The 16,959-nt window shown below is 70.4% G+C and carries 18 protein-coding genes; 9 read left to right on the forward strand and 9 right to left on the reverse strand.

Features of this window, described 5'->3' with window-relative positions; all coding sequences use genetic code 11:
• Nucleotides 1-44 precede the first annotated feature (44 nt).
• Genes AB0383_RS15100 through AB0383_RS15110 form a run of 3 tightly spaced genes read right to left on the reverse strand, consistent with a single transcriptional unit; the run spans nt 45 to nt 2,720 of the window.
• Nucleotides 45-977 (reverse strand): hypothetical protein, encoded by a 933-nt coding sequence (locus tag AB0383_RS15100; RefSeq protein WP_364175375.1) that lies wholly within the window; start codon nt 975-977, stop codon nt 45-47.
• Nucleotides 974-2,107: an aminotransferase class I/II-fold pyridoxal phosphate-dependent enzyme gene (locus AB0383_RS15105; RefSeq protein WP_366187545.1), complete on the reverse strand. Its 1,134-nt coding sequence runs from the start codon at nt 2,105-2,107 to the stop codon at nt 974-976. The genes AB0383_RS15100 and AB0383_RS15105 overlap by 4 nt, the downstream gene beginning before the upstream one ends.
• Nucleotides 2,091-2,720: a PAS domain-containing protein gene (locus AB0383_RS15110; protein ID WP_220239138.1), complete on the reverse strand. Its 630-nt coding sequence runs from the start codon at nt 2,718-2,720 to the stop codon at nt 2,091-2,093. The genes AB0383_RS15105 and AB0383_RS15110 overlap by 17 nt, the downstream gene beginning before the upstream one ends.
• Nucleotides 2,721-2,836: 116 nt before the next feature.
• Between AB0383_RS15110 and AB0383_RS15115 the strand changes: the two genes are divergently transcribed.
• The gene (locus tag AB0383_RS15115) at nt 2,837-3,892 is read left to right on the forward strand and encodes an alkene reductase (protein ID WP_364175368.1); all 1,056 of its coding nucleotides are present in this window, start codon (nt 2,837-2,839) and stop codon (nt 3,890-3,892) included.
• Here AB0383_RS15115 and AB0383_RS15120 read toward each other — a convergent pair.
• Nucleotides 3,877-4,749 carry a TIGR03620 family F420-dependent LLM class oxidoreductase gene (locus AB0383_RS15120; protein ID WP_364175365.1) on the reverse strand — a complete coding sequence of 291 codons (873 nt, stop codon included), beginning with the start codon at nt 4,747-4,749 and terminating at the stop codon, nt 3,877-3,879. The genes AB0383_RS15115 and AB0383_RS15120 overlap by 16 nt on opposite strands.
• Nucleotides 4,746-5,486, reverse strand: coding sequence for an SDR family oxidoreductase (locus AB0383_RS15125; RefSeq protein ID WP_364175362.1), 741 nt, complete (start codon nt 5,484-5,486; stop codon nt 4,746-4,748). The genes AB0383_RS15120 and AB0383_RS15125 overlap by 4 nt, the downstream gene beginning before the upstream one ends.
• Before the next feature lie 120 nt (nt 5,487-5,606).
• Between AB0383_RS15125 and AB0383_RS15130 the strand changes: the two genes are divergently transcribed.
• From AB0383_RS15130 to AB0383_RS15145, 4 genes are all read left to right on the forward strand, one after another.
• Nucleotides 5,607-6,095: a MarR family winged helix-turn-helix transcriptional regulator gene (locus AB0383_RS15130; protein WP_364175359.1), complete on the forward strand. Its 489-nt coding sequence runs from the start codon at nt 5,607-5,609 to the stop codon at nt 6,093-6,095.
• A gap of 138 nt (nt 6,096-6,233) precedes the next feature.
• Nucleotides 6,234-7,448, forward strand: a complete 1,215-nt coding sequence (locus tag AB0383_RS15135) for an alginate lyase family protein (RefSeq protein ID WP_364175356.1) — start codon at nt 6,234-6,236, stop codon at nt 7,446-7,448.
• Nucleotides 7,449-7,542: 94 nt separating this feature from the next.
• Nucleotides 7,543-8,028 carry a hypothetical protein gene (locus tag AB0383_RS15140; protein WP_364175353.1) on the forward strand — a complete coding sequence of 162 codons (486 nt, stop codon included), beginning with the start codon at nt 7,543-7,545 and terminating at the stop codon, nt 8,026-8,028.
• A 78-nt stretch (nt 8,029-8,106) separates the two neighbouring features.
• On the forward strand, nt 8,107-8,985 hold the full coding sequence (locus AB0383_RS15145; RefSeq protein WP_364175351.1) for an SDR family oxidoreductase: 879 nt from the start codon (nt 8,107-8,109) through the stop codon (nt 8,983-8,985).
• A 4-nt stretch (nt 8,986-8,989) separates the two neighbouring features.
• Here AB0383_RS15145 and AB0383_RS15150 read toward each other — a convergent pair whose 3' ends face one another.
• Nucleotides 8,990-9,451, reverse strand: coding sequence for a helix-turn-helix domain-containing protein (locus tag AB0383_RS15150; RefSeq protein ID WP_364175348.1), 462 nt, complete (start codon nt 9,449-9,451; stop codon nt 8,990-8,992).
• Between the two features lie 82 nt (nt 9,452-9,533).
• Between AB0383_RS15150 and AB0383_RS15155 the strand changes: the two genes are divergently transcribed.
• Together AB0383_RS15155 and AB0383_RS15160 are read left to right on the forward strand one after the other, a co-directional pair.
• On the forward strand, nt 9,534-10,241 hold the full coding sequence (locus tag AB0383_RS15155; RefSeq protein ID WP_364175345.1) for an SDR family oxidoreductase: 708 nt from the start codon (nt 9,534-9,536) through the stop codon (nt 10,239-10,241).
• A 373-nt stretch (nt 10,242-10,614) separates the two neighbouring features.
• Nucleotides 10,615-11,397, forward strand: coding sequence for a phenylacetaldoxime dehydratase family protein (locus tag AB0383_RS15160; protein ID WP_364175342.1), 783 nt, complete (start codon nt 10,615-10,617; stop codon nt 11,395-11,397).
• 48 nt (nt 11,398-11,445) lie between these two features.
• Here AB0383_RS15160 and AB0383_RS15165 read toward each other — a convergent pair whose 3' ends face one another.
• The 3 genes from AB0383_RS15165 to AB0383_RS15175 are packed head-to-tail and all read right to left on the reverse strand — an operon-like array spanning nt 11,446 to nt 14,422.
• Nucleotides 11,446-12,675: an amidohydrolase family protein gene (locus AB0383_RS15165; protein ID WP_364175339.1), complete on the reverse strand. Its 1,230-nt coding sequence runs from the start codon at nt 12,673-12,675 to the stop codon at nt 11,446-11,448.
• Between the two features lie 40 nt (nt 12,676-12,715).
• Nucleotides 12,716-13,477, reverse strand: coding sequence for an alpha/beta hydrolase (locus tag AB0383_RS15170; protein WP_364175336.1), 762 nt, complete (start codon nt 13,475-13,477; stop codon nt 12,716-12,718).
• A 24-nt stretch (nt 13,478-13,501) separates the two neighbouring features.
• Nucleotides 13,502-14,422, reverse strand: coding sequence for a fumarylacetoacetate hydrolase family protein (locus AB0383_RS15175; RefSeq protein WP_364175333.1), 921 nt, complete (start codon nt 14,420-14,422; stop codon nt 13,502-13,504).
• A 148-nt stretch (nt 14,423-14,570) separates the two neighbouring features.
• On the opposite strand from AB0383_RS15175, the gene AB0383_RS15180 reads away from it, so the two are divergent.
• Together AB0383_RS15180 and AB0383_RS15185 are read left to right on the forward strand one after the other, a co-directional pair.
• Nucleotides 14,571-15,266 (forward strand): FCD domain-containing protein, encoded by a 696-nt coding sequence (locus AB0383_RS15180; RefSeq protein WP_366187552.1) that lies wholly within the window; start codon nt 14,571-14,573, stop codon nt 15,264-15,266.
• 92 nt (nt 15,267-15,358) lie between these two features.
• On the forward strand, nt 15,359-16,879 hold the full coding sequence (locus AB0383_RS15185; protein WP_366187554.1) for a catalase: 1,521 nt from the start codon (nt 15,359-15,361) through the stop codon (nt 16,877-16,879).
• Nucleotides 16,880-16,959 lie beyond the last annotated feature (80 nt).

The following is a 16,959-nucleotide window of genomic DNA, read 5'->3' on the forward strand; positions in this document are numbered from 1 at the left end:
AAGCGTCGCCGACCCGCGGCGCCGGGCCCGCCACGCGGCGGAGTTCAGCCCAGGTGCCGGAACACGGCCGTCGCCACCGCGGCGTCGGCCACGCCGACGCCGGTGAGATCGGCGATCGTCAGGCCGGAGCGATCCCGCACCCCGTCGCGCAGGACCAGCCCGACGGCAACGTCCGCGTCGTCGGCGACGGTCCCGGCCCGTACAGCGTTGCCGAAGTCGCCGTGCGCGAGGCACTGCGCGTGGTCGTCGGTCGCGATCGCCGTGGCGCGGGCGAACAGCCCGGCCGGCAGCTCCGCCTTGCCCGGCAGGTCGGTGCCGATCCCGGTCACGTGCACCGCGGCGAACGCTTCCGCCGGCGCCACCGGGCTGGTCGACGCCGTCGCCGTGATCACGCACGGCGTGGCCGCCGCTTCCTCCGCGGTCGCGGGCGCGGCCGTCAGCCCGGCTTCGCCCAGCTCGGCACACAGCTTCCGAACGGCCTCGGGCCGCCGCCCGCACACCCGCACCCGGGTCAGCGGCCGCAAGTCCGCGAGCCACTCGACCTGCAGCCGCGCCTGCAGTCCCGTGCCGAACACGGCCACCTCGTCGACGTCCGGCGGGGTCAGCGCGTGGGTGATCAGGGCGCCGGCGGCGGCCGTCCGCCACGCCGTGAGCCAGCCCTCGTCGGCCAGCACCGCGGCGGGCACGCCGGTCGAGGCGTCGAAGACCAGCATGAGGCCGCTGTTGGTCGGCAGGCCGCGCTCGGCGTTGCGGTAGAAGCCCGACGCCACCTTCACGCCGAAGTGCGAGGCGCCTTCGAGGTAGCCGGCCTTCACGTGGCAATCGCCCTCGGCCTCGGGGAACCACATCGCGATCGGGGCGGGCATCTGCGCGCGGCCCTCGGCGTGCGCGATCAACGCGCCGCGTACGGCGTCGAACACCAGCCCCCGCGTCGCCACGGCCTCGATCTCGGGCAGTCCCACCACGTCCAGGGTCATCGCCGCTCCTCCAGGAACTCCGCCCACGCGGCCAGCCCTTCGTCCGGACCACGACGGCCCACGCCGACGCGGAACCGGTCCTCGGGCGTCGCCGTGAGGTCGGATCGGTAGATGCTCGCCGGCAGCAGCAGCACGCCGCGCTGCTCGACGAGCTCGGTGCACATCGCCTCGACGCCGTCCGCGCCGAGGTAGCGCGGGAAGCACACGCAGCCGCCCTGTGGCGGTGCCCAATCGAACAGATCTTGGTAATTCTCGAAAAACGCGTCGAACTTCGGCACGTTCTCCGCGATCACCGCGCGGTTGCGCGCCAGGATCGCGTCCCGCGCGCGCAGCCCGATCAGCGCGAGCACCTCGCTCGGCGCCGAGTTGCAGATCGACGTGTAGTGCTTGGCCCGCTCGAGCCGCCGCAGGATTTGCGGGTCGCGGCAGGCGATCCAGCCCACGCGCAGGCCAGGGAGCCCGTAGGCCTTGGACATCACGTTGAGCGAAAGCGCCGACGTGGACAGGTCGGCGGCCTGCGGCAGCGTCGCCGGCGGATCGAGCTCCAGCCCGCGGTAGACCTCGTCGCTGAACAGCAGCACGCCGCGCTCCTCGCACAGGCGCACGAGCCGCGTCCAGGTCTCGAGGTCCGGCACGGCGCCGGTCGGGTTGTTGGGGAAGTTCACCGACACCAGGCGCGTGGTGGGCCGCAGCTGCCGCTCGATCTCGTCGACGTCGAGGGCCCAGCCGTCCTCGGGCCGCAGCGCGACGCCGGACACCTCGCCGATCGAGAGCGGGATCGTCTCGGCGGCCTGATAGTTCGGCGTGATCACCACGGCGTGGTCGCCGGGTTCGAGCAACGTCCGCATCGCCAGGTAGAGGCCTTCTTCGGCGCCGGCGAAGCACAGCACGTCCTCGGGGCCGACGTCGGTGTAGGTCGCGGCGATCTCCTCCCGCAGCGCGGGCAGGCCGTAGGTCTCGGTGTAGCCGAGCGCGAGAGTTCCCCAGCGTTCGCGGCCGTCGTCGTCGGCCAGCGCCAGCAGTTCGGCGACGGTCATGGTCTGCACGTCGGACGCCGTGAGGTGGTGGCGGGCGGTGAACTCCCAGCGGGAGAAGTACGTCTCCAGGCGGAAGTCAGGAAGCGTCGGCATCGGGCTCCTTGCGCATCTCGGCGAGCAGTTGGTAGGTGGCCGAACGGGAGATGCGCAACGCGCGTGCGACCACGGGCACGGATCGTCGCTGCGCGAACACGCCGGCGGCGTCCAGACGTGCGAGAAGCACCAGGCGCTGTTCGCGGGTCAACACCTCGACCGGGGTGGCGTGATCGCGAACGAACTCGCCCACCACGTCGTTGAGCGTCTCGGTCCAGTCGCGTTCGAACAACGCCTGGGGCTGTCCGGTCACCGGAGCCGCGAACCCGGACAGCAACTGCGCGGCCTGGTCGAACGCGGTGCGGTCGACGTTCACGCACAACACCACTTCGGCATTGCCGTGTTCGTCTCTCACCACGGCGCTCACACTCGACAGCCGCCGTCCGTCGGGCAGTGACTTCGGGTACGGGCCGTAGACGTCCTTCCCCGCGGGCCGCAGGCCGTCGAGCTCGCCGAGCAGCGACGGGTCCCCGGGTTCACGCCCGGAGAACGCGTTCCAGATGCCGAGCACGCAGTCCGTGCGCGGGTCGTGCAGCACCACCTCCGCGTGCGGCGAAAGCAGGCGCACGATCGCCTCGCACACCGGCGCCCAGCGCGCCGTCCTCCCGTCCATGATCTGGACACTACATCCAGCATGGACGAAGAGTCCAACCCCCACTGGACCGAACCGTACACTTCGTTCTGTACGATCCAGTACAGACAGTCAGCCAGCCGAGGGAAGGAACCCGCGTGCCCGGTCTCTGGAGTCCCGTCGACGTCGGCCGCATGCGTTTGCGCCACCGGCTGGCGCTGTCGCCGATGATGCGCAACCGCGCGCTGCCCGACGGATCACCCACCCCGCTCGACGCCGAGTACTTCGCGCAACGAGCGTCGCTCGGGTTGCTGATCACCGGCGGCACGCAGCCCTCGGCCGACGGGCAGGGGTTCCTGCTCAGCCACGGCTGCCGCACCGACGCGCACATCGCCGGCTGGCAGCAGGTCACCAAGGCGGTGCACGACGCGGGCGGGCACCTGTTCGTGCAGCTCATGCACGCCGGCCGCGTTGCGCACCCCGACAACACGCCGCACGGCCGGGTGCCGGTCGCGCCGTCGGCCGTCGCGGCGGGCGTCGGCATCCACACCCCGAGCGGCAACCAGCAGGTCCCGCCACCGCGGGAGCTGTCCACGAAAGAGGTCCGCGCGACCGTCGACGACTTCCGCCGCGCGGCCGCCGCCGCGATCGAGGCCGGCGCCGACGGTGTGGAAGTCCACGGCGCCAACGGTTTCCTCGTGCAGCAGTTCCTCTCGGCCAACGCCAACCACCGCACCGACGCGTACGGCGGCTCCATCGCCGGCCGCACCCGGTTCGCGCTCGAGGTGACCGAGGCCGTCGCCGCGGAGATCGGCGCCGACCGCACGGCCGTGCGCCTCTCCCCCGGCCTGCGCGGCTTCGGCATCGACGAAGGCGAGACCGGGCCGGCGACCTACGCCCACCTGGTCCGCGCCCTCGCCCGCCTCGACCTCGCCTTCCTCCATGTCACCCACCACGGCGATGACGCGCTCCTGGCCGAATTGCGCACCGCGTTCCCCGGCCCGCTGCTGCTGACCCGCCCGGGCGCCACCGTCCGAGAACGCGCCGCCGACGTCGAAAGCGGCCTCGCCGACCTCGTCACCCTCGGCCGCCTGGCGCTGGCCAACCCCGACGTCGTCGCCCGCCTGCGGACCGGCGCGGCCCTCAACTCCCCCGACCCCGCCACCTTCTACGGCGGCGGCGCCGAGGGCTACACGGACTATCCGGCGCTCTGAGCCAGCCCGGCGAGCTCACGCCACTGCGGCATCGGCATACCGTCACCGCCGCCTACTACGTGAAGGGCCACGTGGTCCGCGCCCGCCTGGAGGTGTTCCTCCACGCGCTTGCCGATCGCGTCGATGTCGCCCCAGGCGAGGACGCTGTCCACGAGCCGGTCGCTGCCGCCCTCGGCAAGATCGGCTTCCGTGAACCCCTGCGCCAGCAGGCTCTTGCGGTAGGCAGGCGCCCCGAAGAACCAGGCGAGGAAACCCCGGCCGGCTGCCCGCGCCTTCGCCGGGTCCCGCTCCAGGGTCACGGCCAGGTACGGCGCGAGCAATGGCCCGGTACCGAGCAGTTCGCGCGCCGTCGCCGAGTAGTCCGCTGTGACGAGGAACGGGTGCGTCCCGCCGGCCCGCCGCCGCGCCAGACCGACCATCTTCGGCCCCATCGCCGCGAGGATCAGCCGTTCCGCCGCCACCGGGTCCGGCTCGGCGTCGAGCTCGTCGAGGTACGCGGCCATGTCGTGCAGCGGCCGATACTCGTGGCCGTGCTCGGCGGCGGTGCCCGGGTCGCTCACGCCGAGACCGAGTAGCACCCGGTCGCCGTAGGTCCCCGTGAGCCGCGCGTGGCCCGCGGCCAGTTCCTTCGCCGGGTGGCGCCAGATGCTCGACACCGCCGGCGCGACCGTGAGCCCTCGGGTCACCTCGAGCAGCCGCTCGAGGTCTCCCACTATGTCGCCGCCACCCAAACCGGGGATCCAGAGCGCGCCGAAGCTCAGCTCGTCGAGTTCGGCCGCCGCGTCGGCGATCTCGTCCGGCGCGGCCGTGCGCAGCTCGACGCTCCAGATTCCGACGCGGCCGATGTCGAGGGTCATACCTGGTTCGCCCCGCCGTCGGCGAAGAGCTCCACCCCGGTGACGAAGCTGCTGGCGTCCGTCGCGAGGAACAGCGCCACCGACGCGATCTCCTCCGGCCGGCCCATCCGTCCCAAGGGGACAGAGCTCACCAGCGCCGCCTTCAGCTGCTCCTCGCCGAAATCGGCGCTCGCGAGCCCGCTGATCCCCGGTGTGTCGACCGGTCCCGGGCTCACCGAGTTGACCCGAATCCCGCGGCCGCTCAGCTCTTTCGCCCACGTCCGCGCGAACGAGCGGACAGCCGCCTTCGACGCGGCGTACACGCCGAAAGCATCGGTGCCCTTCGTGCCCGCGGTCGAACCGGTCAGGATCACCGAAGCACCGTCCGTCAGCAGAGGAAGCGCTTTCTGGACCGTGAACAGCGTGCCTTTCACGTTGGTTCCGAAGGTCTCGTCGAAGTGCTGCTCGGTGACCTGGGCCAACGTCGAGAACTCGCCGCCGCCCGCGTTGGCGAAGAGCACGTCGATCGGCCCGCCGACGGTTTCGTAGAGCCGGTCGAGGTCGGCCGGGTCGGAGCTGTCCACCTGGACCCCGGTCACGTCGCCGCCGATGTCCGCGACGGCCGCGTCCAGCACGTCCTTGCGCCGTCCCGTCACGAAGACGCGCGCGCCCTCGTCCGCGAACCGCCGGGCCGTCGCGAGCCCGATGCCGCTCGAGCCGCCTGTGACGACGGCGGTCTTCCCCTGTAGTGCGTTCATTACCGTGTTTCCCGTCCCTGTACTCGCCCGGCCCAGGCGTGGTCGTTCCGCTCGGCCGGTCTGCGCGGGACAATGGGGCCCCTTCGCTCCACCGCCGACCACTACGACAGATTACGGGACATGTCACCTAAAGGCAAAAACGACCCCTGGCTCGACGCACGCCAGCAGCGCGCCTGGCTCGCCTACATCCGCGTCCAGCTGCGGCTGAGCTACGAGATCAACCGGCAGCTGCAGACCGACAGCGACCTGTCCATGCCGGACTACGACGTGCTCACCGCACTCGCGAACGCCCCCGGCGAGCGGATGCAGATGACCGCGCTGGCCAACCAGATCGGCTGGGAACGCAGCCGCACCGGCCACCACGTGCGCCGCATGGCGACGCGCGGGCTCGTCGACGCGCGCACCTCGAGCACCGACCGGCGCGCCACCGAGGTCACCTTGACCGCGCAGGGCCGCGAGCTGCTGGAGAAGGCGGCGCCGGGCCACGTCGAGCTGGTGCGCGGCCTCTTCTTCGACGGCCTGCCCGCCGAGCTGCTCACCCCGCTGACCGAGGCGATGGAGAACATCTACGCCAACATCCTGGAGCGCGGCACGCTGCCCCCACCGTGAGACTGCCACTGCCGCAAGGAAAAAGCCGTCCCTGCCAGTGGACCACGGGTTTTCGCACTCGGTGGACCAGACCAATGGGAGTGAAGTAAATTCACCTTTCACGCACGGTCCGCCAGCCTGCGCCCTGTTCTCAAAGTCGTGGACGAAGGGCAGCTCATGCACCGGAAGTTCGTTCGTTGCCTGGCGGCCGCGGCCGCCACCGCCGTGGTGATCGCCACCGGTCCGGCGGCGTCGGCCCAGCCGGCCGCACCCGCGGCACCGCCCGCGCCGGCCACCTTCACACACCCGGGCGTGCTGGTCAGCCAGGCTCAGCTGGACACCATGCGCCAGCGCGTGCAGGCCGGCACGCAGCCACAGAAACAAGCGTACGACTCGATGATGGGCTCGAAGTACGCGTCGCTGTCTTACACGCCGCACCCGCGCGCCGTGGTCGACTGCGGGCCCAGCTCGATGCCCAACAACGGCTGCACCGACGAGCGTGAGGACGCGATCGCCGCGTACACGCAGTCCCTGGCCTGGTACGTGACCCGCGACGCGCGCTACGCGAACAAGGCCATCCAGATCATGGACGCGTGGTCGGCCACCATCAAGGACCACACCAGCGACAACGCGCACCTGCAGACCGCCTGGTCGGCCTCGACGTGGCCGCGCGCGGCGGAGATCATCAAGTACGCCTACGGGACGTGGCCCAACTCCGGCCGGTTCGCCACGATGCTGCGCAACGTCTACTACAACGAGATCCAGGGCAGCGACGGGCGCACCGGCAACTGGGAGCTCAGCATCGCCGAGGCCATCGTCGGCATCGGCGTGTTCCTCGAGGACAAGACGATCTACGACCGCGGCATGTCGATTTACCGCAACCGCGTGCCCGCGTTCATCTACCTCAGCTCCGACGGCGCGCTCCCGAAGACCGTGCCCGGCAGCGGCCTGAACACCCGCGACCAGATCGTCGGCTACTGGCAGGGCCAGTCCACCTTCGTCGACGGTCTCACCCAGGAGACCTGCCGCGACTTCGTCCACACCGGCTACGGCATCGCCGCGATCGCGGAGGTGGCCGAGACCTCGCGCATCCAGGGCCAGGACCTCTACGGCACCGACATCGGCGAGCGGCTGCGCCAGGCGCTGGGCTTCCAGACCAAGTACGAGCTCACCGCCGCACCGTCGTGGCTCTGCGGCGGCACGGTCAAGCGCGGCCTCGGCCCGGTGACCGAGGTCGGGTACAACGCGCTGCACAACCGCCTCGGCATCGCCATGACCAACACTCAGGCCTACACCACGAGCCACCGTCCCCAGGGCAGCAACGACTTGTTTGTCTCGTGGGAGACCCTGACCCACGGCGACAATCCGGCCTGACCGGATTCGGTTCCGGGGCCACCGTGCCGAGCGCGGCGGCCCCGGAATCCGCGAAGCCCCGCCCGCCGGCCCGGCGAGGTGCTACCAAGAGCGCATGAGAAAAGCGCTCGCCTGCTCGTTCTTGCTGCTCGCGGCGGGCTGTTCGACGCCGCCCCAGCCACCTCCGCCGCCGCCCGAGCCGATCGTGGCGCCACCGTCCGTCTCGACGGTGCCGGCCCAGCCCACCACGCCGACGTCGCGCACCTTGATCGCGAAAGACGGGTCCGACCTCACCGCGTGCCGCGACGGTTCGTGCGACGTGCTCATCCACGGTTCCGTGACCGTGCCGCTCGACGCGCGGTTCGCCACGCGCCGGCTGACGCTCACGCAGTCGGCGCCCGACCGGCTGGACTTCGCCATCGACCGCACCGAACTGCCCGACATCAAGGGCCATTTCCGCGGCGAGGGCTACGTGAGCCTGGCCAACCGGATCACCGTCACCGTGCTGGACATCGACGCCACCGGGGCTGTGATCCGCGTGTCGCCGTCGAGTGAATCGTCCCAGGACAAGATCTGGGGTGACGACTCCCGCTTCGACTGAGCTCGTCGGGCTATGTAGTCGTTGACTAGATTGTTGCCGGCGACTACATTGGCGGACGCCTACCGAAAGGACTCCGTCGTGCCTGCTCCCACCCAGACCTGGCTCATCACCGGCGCCGGCTCCGGCTTCGGGCTCGAGGTCACCGCCCAGCTGCTGGCCGGCGGCCACCGCGTCGCCGCCACGAGCCGCGATCTGAGCCCGGCACTGAAGGAGCTCGCGCGCCGGCACGGCGATCGGCTGTGGACCGCGGAGCTGGACGTCACCGATCCCAAGACCGTCCACGCGACGGTCGAGCAGGCCTTCACCGAGCTCGACCGGATCGACGTCGTGTTCTCCAGCGCCGGCTTCGGTGCGCTGGGCGCCGCCGAGGAGCTGTCGGACGAGCTGCTGAACCGGCAGCTCGCCGTGAACCTGCTCGGACCGATTCACCTCACGCGCGCGGTCACGCCGTGGCTGCGGGCGCAGGCCGGTGGGCGGATCATCCAGATGTCCAGCTCCGGCGGCCACGTGCCGGACCCGGGCATGAGCGTGTACAACGCGTCGAAGTTCGGCGTCGAGGGCTTCTTCGAGTCGGCGGCGGTGGAGCTGGCGGCGTTCGGGATTTCGGTGACGTTGATCGCCCCGGGCGGCACGCGCACGGCGTTCAACGCCAACATCGCGCAGGCCGAACCGCTGCCCGCCTACGAGGACGGCGTGCTCGGCCAGGTGCGCGGCGCGCTCGCGGGCGGGATGGACGAAACCACGCTGCGCCACGCCGTCGCGGGCGATCCGGCGAAGATCGCCCGCGCGATCATCACCTCCGCGAGCACCACGCCCGCGCCCCGGCGGCTCGTGTTCGGCGCCGCGGCCTACGAGGCCATCACCACCGCGTGGCAGCAGCGCCTCGAAGCGCTCACCGCCCAGCGCGACCTGGCGCTGAGCACCGACGCCGACGACGTGCTCGCAGACCGCGCCTGACGCGTCAGTCTTCGAGCGCCCCCGGCCCGCGGCGGTAGGCGACCTTCGCGGGGTCGACGACGTGGCCGTCTTCGTCGACGAAGGCCAGGTGCACGGGCCGGTCGTCGGTCGTGTCGACGTAGACCGTCGCCGGGCCGTGGCCGGTCGGGAGGTACTCGTCGCCCCACTCCGACAGCGCGGCCAGCACCGGCAGCAGGTCCTCGCCGACCGGGGTGAGCACGTACTCGACGCGGGCCCGTTGCCCCGGCTCCTGATAGGGCCGCCGAGCGAGGATTCCCGCCTCGACCAGGGATTCCAGCCGGGACGCGAGGAGATCCGTCGGCACGCCGATCTTCTGGAACTCGGCGAAGCGGGTCCGCCCGCGAAACGCCTCGCGGACGATCAGCAGACTCCACTTCTGCCCCAGCACCTCCAGGCTGCGCGCGATCGAGCAGCGGCTGTTGGTCGGGATCGCCATGGCCTTCATGACCCCCATCGTACATCACACTTGGCATTTCGGAGTCAGCTTGCTAACTTGGAATTGACAAGCAAGAGAACCGGAGGAAGTCATGACCGATCTGCAGGGTGCGGTTGTCCTGGTCACCGGGGCGAACGGCGGGCTCGGCATCGAGTTCGTCAACCAGGCACTGGAGCGCGGGGCGCGGCGTGTGTACGCCACGGCGCGCACGCCGCGCCAGTGGGACGACGAGCGCGTGGTGCCGCTCGCGCTCGACGTCACCGACGAGGCCTCGGTCGCAGCCGCGGCCGCGGCTGCCCCGGACACCACGGTGGTGGTGAACAACGCGGGAGTCAGCGGACGGCAGAGCCTGCTCACCGTGCCGCTGGCCGAGGTGCGCGCGATGTACGAGACGAACGTCTTCGGCGCGCTCGCCGTCGCGCAGGCGTTCGCGCCCGTGCTGGCGGCCAACGGCGGCGGTGCCCTCGTCGACATCCACTCGGCACTGAGCTGGCTGGCCAAGTCGGGCGCGTACTCGTCGAGCAAAGCCGCACTGTGGCAGATCACCAACTCACTGCGGCTCGACCTCGCCGGCCAGAAGACGCACGTGCTGGGTGCGCACCTCGGCTACACCGACACCCCGATGACCCGGGCGCTGACCGTCGAGAAGGAAGACCCGCGCGACATCGTGACGGCGATCTACGACGGACTGGAAGCGGGCGCGCTCGAGGTACTGGCGGACAAGACGTCGCGAGACATCAAGGAAAACCTGTCCGGTCCGGTGGAGGCGCTGTACCCGGAGCTGACCGCGACGGTGTGAGCCGGCCGGACGCGAGCCCGTGGTGGTGAGCCCGTGCTGCGAGTCCGCGCCTCGAGTCCACTGTGGATCGTGTGATGTTCGAGGTGTTCGAAATCGGACGTTCGGAATCGCACATGCGCTGTGCAGCAACTCCCGGTGCGCTGTGAAGCAAGTCACAGGTGGCCCCCGTGTCTACGTTCGGTCGGCAACAACCGGCACCACGTTCCCCGGAGGCCACCATGACCCACCACGAAACGGCGGGGTGACGCCGTGGAATCCTCGATCGCGAGCACATGCGCGTCGACCGGGTCCACCGCGCCGCAAGCCGGACAGCTTTCACCCGCCCTACCCGTCGTTCTCCGCGCGCTTCGACCCCGCCGTCGACCAGGTGGTGATGGCGTACCTCGGTGTTCAGTACCGGACACCGCAGCCACCGCCGATGGTGGTCGCCGCACTCGCGGCGCTCGATTCCGCACACTCAGGCGAGCACGCGCCCGACCACCACGACCGGGCGCGGTTCGTCGACGAGGCCGGCTACGCGACCGTGCTCACCACGTTCTACTGGACCGATCCCGCCGAGTACGACCGCTGGGCGAAGGCCCGCGAAGCGTGGACCGGCCCGCAGCACGAACACGACTACTGGGGCGGCGCCCGCGACCGGCTGCCGATCGCGCAGACCGACCGGCTCGAACCCGGCAGTCGGCCGACCGCGGAGACCGATCCGGAGACGGGCGTCGTCACCGTGTCGCCGCGGGGAAACCTGTGCCTCATCCGCTCCGGCCAGGAGTGGACCGAGACCGAGGGCGACGAACGCGGGATGTACCTCGGCGACGTGGAACCCGTGCTGCGCGCCGGCATGGAGTTCCTGCGCGACGACGGACTCGGCATCGGCTGCTACGCCAACCGCTACGTACGCGTCACCGACGACACCGGTGCCGAGACGGACAAGAGCTACGGGATGAGCTGGTGGCACAGCCTCGCCGACCTCGAGGCGTGGGCCGAATCGCACCCGACGCACGTCGCGATCTTCCGCGCTGCCATGAAGTACCTGTCCACGCAGGCGCCGGCGGCGCGGCTGCGGCTCTACCACGAGGTCACCGTGACCGACGCCGGCGAGCAGGAATTCCGCTACCTCGGCTGCCACGACCGCACGGGCCTGCTGAGCGCGGTCCGGTGAGAGCTCCCGGTGCGCCGCCCCCGGCCGGGCGGCGCACCGCGGACGGGCTCAGGCCGGGTCTTTGTGGAACTGGCCGTCCTTCATGATCGCGTGGAGCTTTTCCTTGTCCTGCAACACGGTGATGTCGGCGAGCGGGTCGCCGTCCACGAGCAGCAGGTCGGCGAGGTACCCGGGCTGGACCTTGCCGAGCTCGTCGCCGCGCAGCATGATCTCGCCGCCCTGCGCGGTGGCGGCGAGGATGGCCTCCATCGGCGTGAACTCGAAGCGCTCGACGAAATGTTGCAGGTCGCGCGCGTAGGTGCCGTGCGGGGTCCAGGCGAAGCCGTAGTCACCGCCGGGCAGCACGCGGATGCCGCGCCGGTGCATCTCGATCATCGCCGCCGTCGCCTTTTCCAGCTCGCGCTTGTAGCCGACAGCTTCGGCCGCCTCCTGCGGGAACCCGAAGTCGGCGGCTTCGTAGAGCGTCGCGACGAGCCAGTTGACACCCGGCGCCACGAACACCCAGTCTCTGGCCTGCTCGAGCAGATCCATGCCCTCGGGGTCGGTGAAGCTGGCGTGGTAGACGATGTCGACGCCGTGGCGCACGCACATCTTCACGCTCTCGGCGCTGCGCGCGTGGGCGCACACCCGCTTGCCCCGCCGGTGTGCCTCGGCGACGGCCATCGCCACCTCCTCGTCGGACATGTAGGTGTCCTCGGCGCGCTGCGTGCCGGTGATCTCCTCGCCGGTCATCGACAGCTTGATCTGGTCGACGCCGATCTCGACGAGACGGCGCACGGCTTTGCGCATCTCGTCGGGGCCGTCAGCGAACCAGGTGATGCCCTTCACGAGCTCCCCGCCCGTCACGGCGATCTCGGGTCCGTTGGCGAGGTAACGCGGGCCGGGGATCCGCCCGGCGTTGATCGCGTCGCGGCACACGACGTCGAGCCGATCCTTCGCCGACGCGGCACCCAGGCACATCGTGTAGCCGGAGTCCAGATAGGACTTGGCCGACTCCACGGCGAACAGCAGGTGCTCCTCCACCGGCAGGGCGGCCAGCCCGTCGAGGTCGGCGCTGTTGTTCCAGGTGAAGTGGGTGTGGGCGTCGCACAGCCCGGACATCAGCGTGCGGCCGCGGCCCTCGACCACCCGCGAGCCCTGGGCGGCGGCCGGGTCGACGGTGCCGACGGCGGTGATGCGGTCGTGGTCCACGAGCACGTCGCCCCGGTAGGGCAGCGCGCCCGTGGAGTCCAGAATGGACACTTCGCGGAACAGGGTCCTGTCGGCGGTGAGCGGCACGGTGGTTCCTCCTCGTCGTTGAGGCGCGAAAACGTTGTGGTTAAAGGAACTTCAGCAGCATCGAGGTGACGTCGGCGGCGGCTTCGAGCGCGGTCCAGTGACCGACGCCCGGCAGCACCTCCAGGTTCGCGCTGCCGTGGGCGGCGGCGAGCGCCTCGCTCACGGCGGGCGGGCCGACCTTGTCGTCGGCACCGGTGATCAGCAGCAGCGGCAACGCGGGATCGACAGGCCCGGGGTCGGTCGCGGCGGCGAGCGCCTCGCAGTTGCGCGCGTAGCCCTCGGCGTCCTGGCGCATCACGAGCTCCCGCACGAACGCCGCCACCTCGGGCTTGTCGCGGCGGGTGGCTTCCGACAGCGCGTTGGCGACGACGCCCGGCGCCACGGCCGCGGTGCCTTCCGCGCGGAGCAGGGCCGCGCGGTCGTGCTGGGCCTGGCGCCCGGCCTCGGGCGGCTCCGCGACGGCGCCGAGCAGCGCCAGCGCAGTCACCTTGTCCCGGTGGCGGGCCGCGAAGCTGCGGGCGACGAGCGTGCCCATCGAGTGCCCGACCACGGCCGCCGACGCGACGCCGACCTGGTCGAGCACCGCGGCCAGGTCGTCGGCGTGCGACTCGATGCCGATGCCCTCACGCAGGCCGGAGCGCCCGGCACCCGCGGAGTCGACGCGGATCACCTGGCGGCTCGAGGCCAGCGCGTCGGCCTGGACCTGGTAGAAGTTGCCGGTGCCGCCAAGGCCGTGCACCAGCAGCACAGCGGGACCGCTGCCCTCGACCTCGACCGCGAGGTCCGTTCCGTTGATCTTCATGCGGGCTCCTTTCGGTACGGGGGTTCAGACGCGAGGGGTTGACGCGACAGGGGTTGAGGCGACACGGTTGCGCAGCACGCCGAGACCGGTAATGGTCACCTCCACGACGTCGCCGCTCGCCAGGAACTTCGGCGGGTCGAAGCCGATGCCGACGCCCGCGGGCGTGCCGGTGGCGATCACGTCGCCGGGCAGCAGCGTGATGCCGGCCGAGAGGGTGGCGATCAGCTCGGGGATGTCGAAGATGAGGTCCTTGACCCGGGCGTGCTGGCGGCGTTCGCCGTTGACGGTGGTTTCGAGCTCCAGCGCGGTCACGTCGGGGATCTCGTCGGCGGTCACCGCGTACGGACCCATCGGGCAATGCGTGTCGAGCGACTTGCCGAGCAGCCACTGGCGGTGGTCGCGCTGCAGGTCGCGGGCCGTGACGTCGTCGAGAATCGTGTAACCCCAGACGTGCGCCGGCGCGGCTTCGCGGGTGATCCCGCGGCCGCCGCGGCCGATGATCACGGCGAGCTCACCTTCGTAGTCGAGCTCGGAGGTGAGGCCGGCGTGCGGGTCGATGTTGTCGCCGGGGCCGATCACGGCCGTGGTGGCCTTGGAGAACAGGATCGGCCGGGCCGGCAGGTCTTCCGAGCGGTCCGGGCTGTCGTAGCCGCTGCGGCCGAACTCCGCGGCGTGCTCGCGGTAGTTCTTGCCGACGCAGTAGATGTTGCGCCGCGGAGTGGGGAACGGCGCGCGGAGCCGCACGTCAGCGAGGGGTACCGGCGTGCGGTCCGCGGCCTGGTCGGTGAGGATGGTCCCGACCTCGCCCCAGCGTTCGACGGCGCCGAGGAGCGTTCCGCCCGGCACGAGATCGGTGACGTCCCGGACCTCGCTTTCGCCGGTCACGACCCCGACGCGGTCGGCGTCCCCGGTGGAGTTCCCGGCGGAGAAGGTCACCAGCTTCATGTGAGACCAATCTGAACCAATATGAACCAATGCGGACATGATCGACCGTACGCGTCTCGGCATCTGTTGTCGATATGCAGGACTTGTTCTGGTCACCGCTTCGCCTATTGGTCTCGATTGGTCTCAAGTCGTTCGGTAGAGTGCGCCCATGACCACGGTGGAACACGCCCTGCGCGCACTGCTCGACGAAGGCGCGGCCGACGGCAGCCTCGGCCCGGGCGCCAAGCTGCCCACCGAACGCGACCTCGTGCAGCGGCTTTCCGCGCCGCGCAGTGCCGTGCGGCGCGCACTGGATTCGCTGGAACGCGACGGGCTCGTGATCCGGCACGTCGGGCGCGGCACGTTTCTCACCGATGTGGCGGCGCAGCACGTGGAGCCCGCTCCTGCCGACACGAGCCCGGCGGAAATCATGCAGGTGCGCCAGCTGCTGGAACCACAGGTCGCGACGCTGGCCGCGCGGGTGGCCACGCAGGCGGACCTCGACCGAATCGGGGCCGCGCTCGGCGCGGGGGCCGCGGCCGGCGACTTCGAAGGCTTCGAGCGCGCCGACGCCGGGCTGCACCGCGCGATCGCCGTCGCGGCCCACAACGGGTTGCTGATGAACATGTTCGACGTCATGAACACCGCGCGTTCAATGCCGGTGTGGGGCAGCCTCAAGCGGCGCACGTCCACGCCGGAGCTGCGTTCGTGTTACCACGACGAACACACGTTGATCGTCGAAGCACTGTGCGACCGGGACCCCGTGAGCGCCGGCGAACACATGCGGCGCCATCTCCAACACGTGGCCGACACCCTGCTGGGGGCGCGACTGAGCTTCCTCCCGATTGAGCTTCCACCTGACTGAGGTCCCGTGGTTCCTACGTGAGTGAGTTCCCACGTGTGAGCCCGTGTTCGCCGGGTACCCGTGTTCGAATCCCACCACGAGGAGATGGCGAAATGACGCAGACGGAACGGACCACCACCACCGACGCCGGTATCCCGGTGGAAAGCGACGAACATTCGCTCACCGTGGGGCCGGGCGGGCCGATCCTGCTGCAGGACCACTACCTCATCGAGCAGATGGCGCAGTTCAACCGCGAACGCGTGCCCGAGCGCCAGCCGCACGCCAAGGGCAGCGGCGCGTTCGGCCGGTTCGAGGTGACGGCCGACGTCAGCCCGTACACCAAGGCCGCGGTGTTCCAGCCGGGCACAAAAACGGAGATGGTGGCGCGGTTTTCCACGGTGGCCGGCGAGCGGGGCAGCCCCGACACGTGGCGCGATCCGCGTGGGTTCGCACTGAAGTTCTACACGAGCGAAGGCGTGTACGACATGGTCGGCAACAACACGCCGGTGTTCTTCGTGAAAGACCCGTTGAAGTTCCAGCACTTCATCCGTTCGCAGAAACGCCGGGCGGACAACAACCTGCGCGACCACGACATGCAGTGGGACTTCTGGACGCTGTCCCCCGAGTCGGCGCACCAAGTGACGTGGCTGATGGGCGACCGCGGTATTCCGCGCACGTGGCGGCACATGAACGGTTACAGTTCGCACACTTATCTGTGGGTGAACGCACAAGGCGAACGGTTCTGGGTGAAATACCACTTCAAAACCGATCAGGGCATGGAGTTCTTCACACAGGACGAGGCCGACCAGATGGCGTCGGCGGACACCGACTACCACACCCGCGACCTGTTCGAGGCGATCGCGCGCGGCGACCACCCGAGCTGGACGCTGTCCGTGCAGGTGATGCCGTACGACGACGCTTCGGGCTACCGGTTCAACCCGTTCGACCTCACCAAGGTGTGGCCGCACGGCGACTACCCGCTGATCGAGGTCGGCCGCATGACGCTCGACCGCAACCCCACCGACCACCACGCGGAGATCGAACAGGCGGCGTTCGAGCCCAACAACCTCGTGCCCGGCATCGGGCCGAGCCCGGACCGGATGCTGCTGGGCCGGCTGTTCGCCTACGCCGACGCGCACCGCTACCGCATCGGGCCGAACTACAAGCAGCTGCCGGTGAACGCGTCGAAGTCGCCGGTGCACAGCTACAGCAAGGACGGCGCGATGCGCTACACCAAGGTGTCCGACCCGGTGTACGCGCCGAACTCGAAGGGTGGCCCGAGCGCCGACGTCGAGCGCTACGGCACCCCGGCCGGCTGGCACGCCGACGGCGAGATCACGCGCTCGGCCTACGTCGACCACTCCGAGGACGACGACTGGGGCCAGGCGGGCACGATGGTGCGCGAGGTCCTCGACGACGCGGCGCGGGAACGTTTGGTTTCCAACATCGTCGGTCACTTGCTGAACGGGGTGAGTGAGCCGGTGTTGCAGCGGGCGTTCGAATACTGGCACAACGTGGACAAGGACCTCGGCGACCGCATCGAGTCCGGTGTCCGCGCGAAGGCCGACGAGAAGGACCCCAAGGCGGCGGAGCAGGGCAACCCGGCGCGCAGCGACATGCAGCGGAAGGCGTGAGTCCGTCCACTTCGGACTGGACACAGTCGCGGGGCCCGGCGGAAAATCGGACGGCGTCCGCCGGGCCCGCCGGTAGAGTG

The organism is Amycolatopsis sp. NPDC051373 (assembly GCF_040689465.1).
Classification (GTDB): Bacteria; Actinomycetota; Actinomycetes; order Mycobacteriales; family Pseudonocardiaceae; genus Amycolatopsis.